This window comes from Rhodococcus sp. (in: high G+C Gram-positive bacteria) (genome assembly GCF_049591685.1).
In the GTDB taxonomy this organism is placed as follows: domain Bacteria; phylum Actinomycetota; class Actinomycetes; order Mycobacteriales; family Mycobacteriaceae; genus Rhodococcoides.
On sequence record NZ_JBAWFH010000048.1, the window covers coordinates 1 to 5,702 of the forward strand.

At 64.6% G+C, this 5,702-nt stretch carries 6 protein-coding genes; 2 read left to right on the forward strand and 4 right to left on the reverse strand.

Features of this window, described 5'->3' with window-relative positions; translation table 11 throughout:
• Both WBQ44_RS01975 and tatB read left to right on the forward strand, forming a co-directional pair.
• On the forward strand, positions 1-1,233 hold a 1,233-nt coding region (locus WBQ44_RS01975), incomplete at its 5' end, for a S1C family serine protease (protein WP_495565060.1).
• A gap of 9 nt (positions 1,234-1,242) precedes the next feature.
• Positions 1,243-1,650, forward strand: coding sequence for a Sec-independent protein translocase protein TatB (gene tatB, locus WBQ44_RS01980; protein WP_495565061.1), 408 nt, complete (start codon positions 1,243-1,245; stop codon positions 1,648-1,650).
• 31 nt (positions 1,651-1,681) lie between these two features.
• On the opposite strand, the gene WBQ44_RS01985 is transcribed toward tatB, so the two are convergent.
• The 4 genes from WBQ44_RS01985 to WBQ44_RS02000 form a co-directional block, all read right to left on the reverse strand.
• Complete coding sequence (locus WBQ44_RS01985; RefSeq protein WP_495565062.1) at positions 1,682-2,434, reverse strand: amino acid ABC transporter ATP-binding protein; 753 nt, start codon at positions 2,432-2,434, stop codon at positions 1,682-1,684.
• Positions 2,431-3,888, reverse strand: coding sequence for an amino acid ABC transporter substrate-binding protein/permease (locus tag WBQ44_RS01990; protein ID WP_495565063.1), 1,458 nt, complete (start codon positions 3,886-3,888; stop codon positions 2,431-2,433). Before WBQ44_RS01990 ends, WBQ44_RS01985 begins: the two co-directional genes overlap by 4 nt.
• A 52-nt stretch (positions 3,889-3,940) precedes the next feature.
• Positions 3,941-5,074 carry an Mrp/NBP35 family ATP-binding protein gene (locus WBQ44_RS01995; protein ID WP_495565064.1) on the reverse strand — a complete coding sequence of 378 codons (1,134 nt, stop codon included), beginning with the start codon at positions 5,072-5,074 and terminating at the stop codon, positions 3,941-3,943.
• A gap of 9 nt (positions 5,075-5,083) precedes the next feature.
• Positions 5,084-5,702: lytic transglycosylase domain-containing protein (locus WBQ44_RS02000; RefSeq protein ID WP_495565065.1), on the reverse strand; the 619-nt coding region annotated here is incomplete at its 5' end.

Below are 5,702 nucleotides of genomic sequence, written 5' to 3' on the forward strand. Positions count from 1 at the left end.
CTTCAACGCGACCACGACGCCCGCGGCGGCCCTCCGCCGCCCGAGCCCGAACCACAGGACCCCTGGCGTGACCCGGAGTCCCCGGTCCGGCTGGGTGCCGCGGCAGCCGACATCCCGACGCCACCGACTCCGCCCGAAGGACCCAAGCTGGGCGTACGCGAGGTTCTGTTCGGCGAACGCGTCGCCCCCAAAGCTCTCGTCGTTCTCGGTGCGGTCGCCCTTGCCATCGGTCTGATCGGTGGCCTGATCGGCCGGGAGACCGCCGAGGTCACCGGGGCGCTCACGAGCCAGAAGGTCAATCTGACGCAGTCGAGCGGCGAAGACCTGCCGCAGGGCCAGGTAGCGCGTGTCGCCGACGCCGTGTTGCCGTCCGTGGTGTCCATTCAGGTCACCCTCGGCGACAACGCCGGAACCGGATCCGGCGTTGTCATTGCAGGCGAGGGTTACATCGTCACCAACAACCACGTCATTTCCATGGCCGCGACCGATCCGGACAGGGCGAGCCTGCAGGTGACGTTCTCCGACGGCACCAAGGTTCCCGCCGACATCGTCGGCCGCGACATCAAGACCGACCTCGCCGTGCTCAAAGCCGACGTCGGCAACCTCACCGTCGCCGAACTCGGAAATTCGGCCGACGTGCAGGTCGGCGAGGACGTCGTCGCCGTCGGGTCACCGCTCGGGCTGAACAAGACGGTCACCCGGGGAATCGTCAGTGCCCTGGATCGGCCGGTCCGGCTGTCCGGCGAGGGCACCGACACCGACGCGGTCATCGACGCCGTGCAAACCGACGCCGCGATCAACCCGGGTAATTCGGGCGGACCGCTCATCGATGCCGAGGGCCGGGTCATCGGCATCAACTCCGCGATCCGCAGCGAAAGCGGCGGAAGCGTCGGACTCGGCTTCGCGATTCCCATCGACGATGTCACCGAGGTCACCCAGTCGCTCATCGCGACCGGCGAGATGAAGCACCCCGACATCGGCATCAATGCCCGATCGGTCATCAACGACGCCACGTCGGGCGCCGAGGTCGCGAACGTGCGTGCCGGCGGTCCCGCCCAGCAGGCCGGCATCGTCGAGGGCGACGTCATCACCAAGGTCGGCGACCGTACGGTCACGAGTGCCGACGAACTGGTCGTCGCCGTGCAGGCCAGGGCCATCGGAGAATCGACGCCCGTGCAGCTGGTGCGTTCGGGCAGACTGGTCGACCTGACGGTCACGCCCGTCTCCGACTAGGCTGGGCCCGTGTTCGGCAACATCGGCTGGGGAGAGCTCGTCATTCTCCTGATAGCAGCACTCGTCATCCTCGGGCCAGACCGGCTCCCCGGTGCCATCTCCTGGGTGTCCAAGTCGATTCGTCAGGTCAAGGAGTACGCCAACGGGGCAAGTCAGCAGCTCAAGGACGAGCTGGGAACCGACTTCGAAGACCTGCGCAAACCGCTCGCCGACCTCAATCAGCTCCGCGGCATGACGCCGCGCGCAGTCATCACCAAGCACCTGCTGGACGGCGACGACTCGATCTTCACCGGCAACTTCGACAAGCCCCTGAGCGGAACTCAGAACCAGGCCAAGAACGGCTCCCCTGCGAAACCGTCGCTGGAGAAGAAGCTGCCGTCCGGTCAGACCCCGCCGATCGACTCCGACGCGACCTGACCGAAGGGCCCGGCTCTTGAAACAACCCTTCCTAGAGCACCTTGTTCAGGAAGTCCTGCGTTCGCGCATGCTGTGGGTTCACGAAGATCTGTTCGGGCGTTCCCTCTTCGACGATGATGCCGTCGGCCATGAAGATGACACGGTCTGCGACCTCGCGGGCAAATCCCATCTCGTGCGTCACCACGACCATCGTCATGCCGCCCTTCGCCAGATCGCGGAGCACCTGCAGTACTTCGCCGACCATCTCGGGGTCGAGGGCGGAGGTTGCCTCGTCGAACAGCATGATCGATGGGCTCATCGCGAGCGCGCGAGCGATGGCAACGCGTTGCTTCTGCCCACCGGACAGGTTTGCGGGCTTGTAGTCGGCACGGTCCGAGAGTCCGACCTTTTCGAGTAGCTTCACGGCCGATTCCCTGGCCTGCGCCTTGGACATCTTCTTCGTCTCGACCGGTGCGAGCATGACGTTCTCGATGGCGGTCATATGCGGGAACAGGTTGAAGTGCTGAAACACCATGCCGATGTTCTGCCGCACTTCGTCGAGGTCGACGCTCTTGTCGGTGAGGTCGACGCCGTCGACGACGACATGCCCGGCCGTGATGTCCTCGAGCTTGTTGAGGCACCGCAGGAATGTGCTCTTGCCCGATCCGGAGGGTCCGATGACACAGACGACTTCGCCGTTCGCGATCTCGGCGTCGATGCCCTTCAACACGGTGTTGTCGCCGAAGGCTTTCTCGAGTGCCTTGATCGAGATCTTGGCAGTGTTGGTCGCAGCTGGGGTGCTCACTTGTTGATCCTCTTCTCGAGCCGGTTCGACAGCTTGGTGAGAGCCATGATGATGATGAAGTACATGACACCGACGATGAGCCACATGTTGAACGACTCGAAGTTGCGGGCGATGATCAACCGGCCCGTCTGCGTCAACTCGGCGAGGCCGATGACCGACAGCAGCGAGGTGTCTTTCAGGGTGATGACGAACTGGTTGATGTACGACGGGATCATCGTGCGCACGGCCTGCGGCATGACGACGCGCCGCATCGACTTGAGGTAGCTGATGCCGAGGCTCCGTGATGCCTCCATCTGGCCCTTGTCGACGGACAGGATGCCGCCTCGCACGATCTCGGCCATGTACGCACCGGCGTTGAGCGAGAGGGTGATGATGCCAGCGGTGAAGGCGGACATCGAGACGTCCAGCGCGGCGGGAACGCCGAAGTAGATGAAGAACGCCTGAACCAGAAGCGGTGTGCCGCGGAAAATGTCGACGTAGGTGGTGCCGATGCCGCGCAACACGATGTTGGTGGACACCCGGAACAGACCGAAGACGGCACCGAGAACCAGCGCGATCGCGATGGAAATGACCGTCAGAACGATGGTCAGCCACAGGCCCTTCAGGAGCAACTGCCAGCTGCTGGCGATCAGCCCGGGGATCGAGGTATCGGCGGTCGACGCTTCGGCGCTGAGATAGGTATCGAGGATTTCGTCGTACTGACCGTTGGCGCGGAGATTGGCCAGACCGGTGTTGAACTGCTCGAGCAGCTGCGCGTTGGTGCCCTTGGCAACCGCGAAACCGTAGCTGGCTCCGGCTTCCTTGTCGGTGACTGTCTTGAAGCCGTTGCCCTGCGTGATGCCGTACGCGAGCACGGGGTAGTCCTCGAACGCAGCGGCGGAGTTACCGGTGCGCACCTCCTCGAACATCGTCGCGGAGTCGTCGAAACTGCGGATGGTGAAGCCGTACTGATCGGCAATGGACCCCGCGAAGGTGGCGCCCTCCGTGCCGTTCTTGACGGCAACGGACTTGCCCCGCAGGTCCTCGTAGCTTTCGACCTCGTCGTTCGATTCGAGGATCGCCATCTGGACGCCGGAGTCGAAGTACGGTTCGGAGAAGTCGAAGGTCGCCTTGCGCTCGTCGGTGATCGACATGCCGGCGATCATGCCGTTGAACTGGCCGCTCGTGACGCCCTGCAGCGCAGTGTCGAAGCCGACCTGCTCGACGGTGTACTCGAAGCTCTGGTCGGCTGCGATGGCCGCGAGCAGATCCATGTCGATTCCGACCAGGCGGCCGTTCTCGTCCTGGAACTCGAACGGCGCGAACGTCGTATCCGTCGCGATGGAGTAGTTCTGCCCCGGTGGGGCGGGCTGAGCGGACGCCAGGCCGGGGCCGAGTAAGGATCCCAGCAGGGTCATCAGCAGTGCGAGCATGACCGTTACGAGTAGCGGCCTGCTCCGGTGCGGCTTCTTCATGCAGGTCACTATTTACGGTGGACGGGATCCACACCAAATCCCGGGGAAATCTTTACTTTCGGGTGGTGTCGATGCTCAACGACATACCGACGAGCCCGCGCTCGCGAACCGCCAGTTTCTGGGCGACCGATTCGAGTGCCTGAGCCGCGGGAGTCTGCGGCTGCGACAACACGATCGGGGTTCCGGAGTCGCCACCTTCGCGAACGGCGGTGTCGAGCGGAACCTGGCCCAGCAGTGGCACTTTCGCGCCCACAGCCTTGGTGAGTCGATCGGAGACGTCCTGACCGCCGCCAGAGCCGAAGATGTCCATGCGGGTACCGTCGGGCAGCTCGAGCCACGACATGTTCTCGACCACACCGGCGATGCGCTGACGAGTCTGCAGTGCGATTGCGCCTGCGCGCTCGGCGACCTCGGCCGCAGCCTGCTGCGGTGTGGTGACGACGAGGATCTCGGCGCCCGGAATCAACTGCGCGACGGAGATGGCGATGTCGCCGGTGCCGGGCGGGAGGTCGAGCAGCAGCACATCCAGATCGCCCCAGAACACGTCCGCGAGGAACTGCTGAAGCGCGCGGTGCAGCATCGGACCACGCCACACGACGGGAGTGTTCCCCGAGGTGAACTGGGCGATCGAGATGAACTTCACACCGTGCGCCTGCGGCGGCATGATCATCTTCTCGACCTGAGTCGGCTTGGCGTCGTTGCCGAGCATGCGCGGCACGGAGTGGCCATAGATGTCGGCGTCGAGCACGCCGACGGACAGTCCGCGCTTCGCGAGCGACACTGCGAGGTTGACGGTGACCGACGACTTACCGACGCCGCCCTTTCCGGACGCGACGGCGTAGACCCGCGTCAACGAGCCCGGCTGCGCGAACGGAATGACGGGTTCGGCCGAATCGCCGCGGAGCGATTTGCGAAGCTCCGTGCGCTGCTCGTCGTTCATGACGTCGAGTTCGACGTCGATGGTGCCGACTCCGGGCACGTCGGAGACCGCTTTGGTGATGCGATCGCTGATCTCGGTCTTCATGGGGCAACCGGCAGTGGTGAGGTAGATGCCGACGCCGACAGCGCCGCCCTCTCCGATGGTGATGCCCTTGACCATGCCGAGGTCGGTGATGGGTTTGCGAATTTCCGGATCGATGACCTTCGAGAGTGCGCTTCGAACGTCGGATTCCGTGAGTACTGCCATGGGATCAGACTAATGAATCCGTGGTAGCTGGTCGGAGGTGGGGATGATGCCGGTGGCGTAGCCGGTGGACCAGGCGAGCACGTTGGCGACGTAGGCCATCGAGTTGTTGTACCGCAGGATGGCTTTGGTGGTTTGCCCGAGGTCGCGGAGGTCGAGGTTGCCGTCGCACAGGTATTTGCCCGTGGCCAGCGCTGCGTCGTAGAGGTTCTGCGGGTCGGAGGTGCCGTCGCCGTTGCCGTCTGCGTGGTAGCGGTTCCAGGTTTCGGGGAGGAACTGCATCGGTCCGACTGCGCGGTCGAAGTTGGGGTCGCCGTCGAGGGCGCCGCCGTCGGTGTCGGCAATGACGTTGTTGCCGGCCAGGGAACCGTCGAGTCGGGGTCCGAGGATGGGTTCGAGCAGCTGACCCAGGTCGTCTGCTTTGCCGTCGTTGGCGTGGGTGGATTCGACGCGGCCGATGCCTGCGATGAGCGTCCAGCCGATTCCGCAGCCGGGCTGGGTCTCGGCGATAATGTTCGCGGCATTCTTGTAGGCGCCGACGTTGACGGTGGGGATGCCGAGTGGGCTGGCGACGGCGCTGGTCGGCAACTGTGGAGTGGGCGGCTCGGCCGGCGCGGGCGCGGGGGCCGGC

Bases quoted from the DNA above. Each gene is read 5' to 3' on its own strand.
- WBQ44_RS01990 (WP_495565063.1), bottom strand. From the start codon at position 3,888: ATGAAGAAGCCGCACCGGAGCAGGCCGCTACTCGTAACGGTCATGCTC.
- WBQ44_RS01995 (WP_495565064.1), bottom strand. From the start codon at position 5,074: ATGGCAGTACTCACGGAATCCGACGTTCGAAGCGCACTCTCGAAGGTC.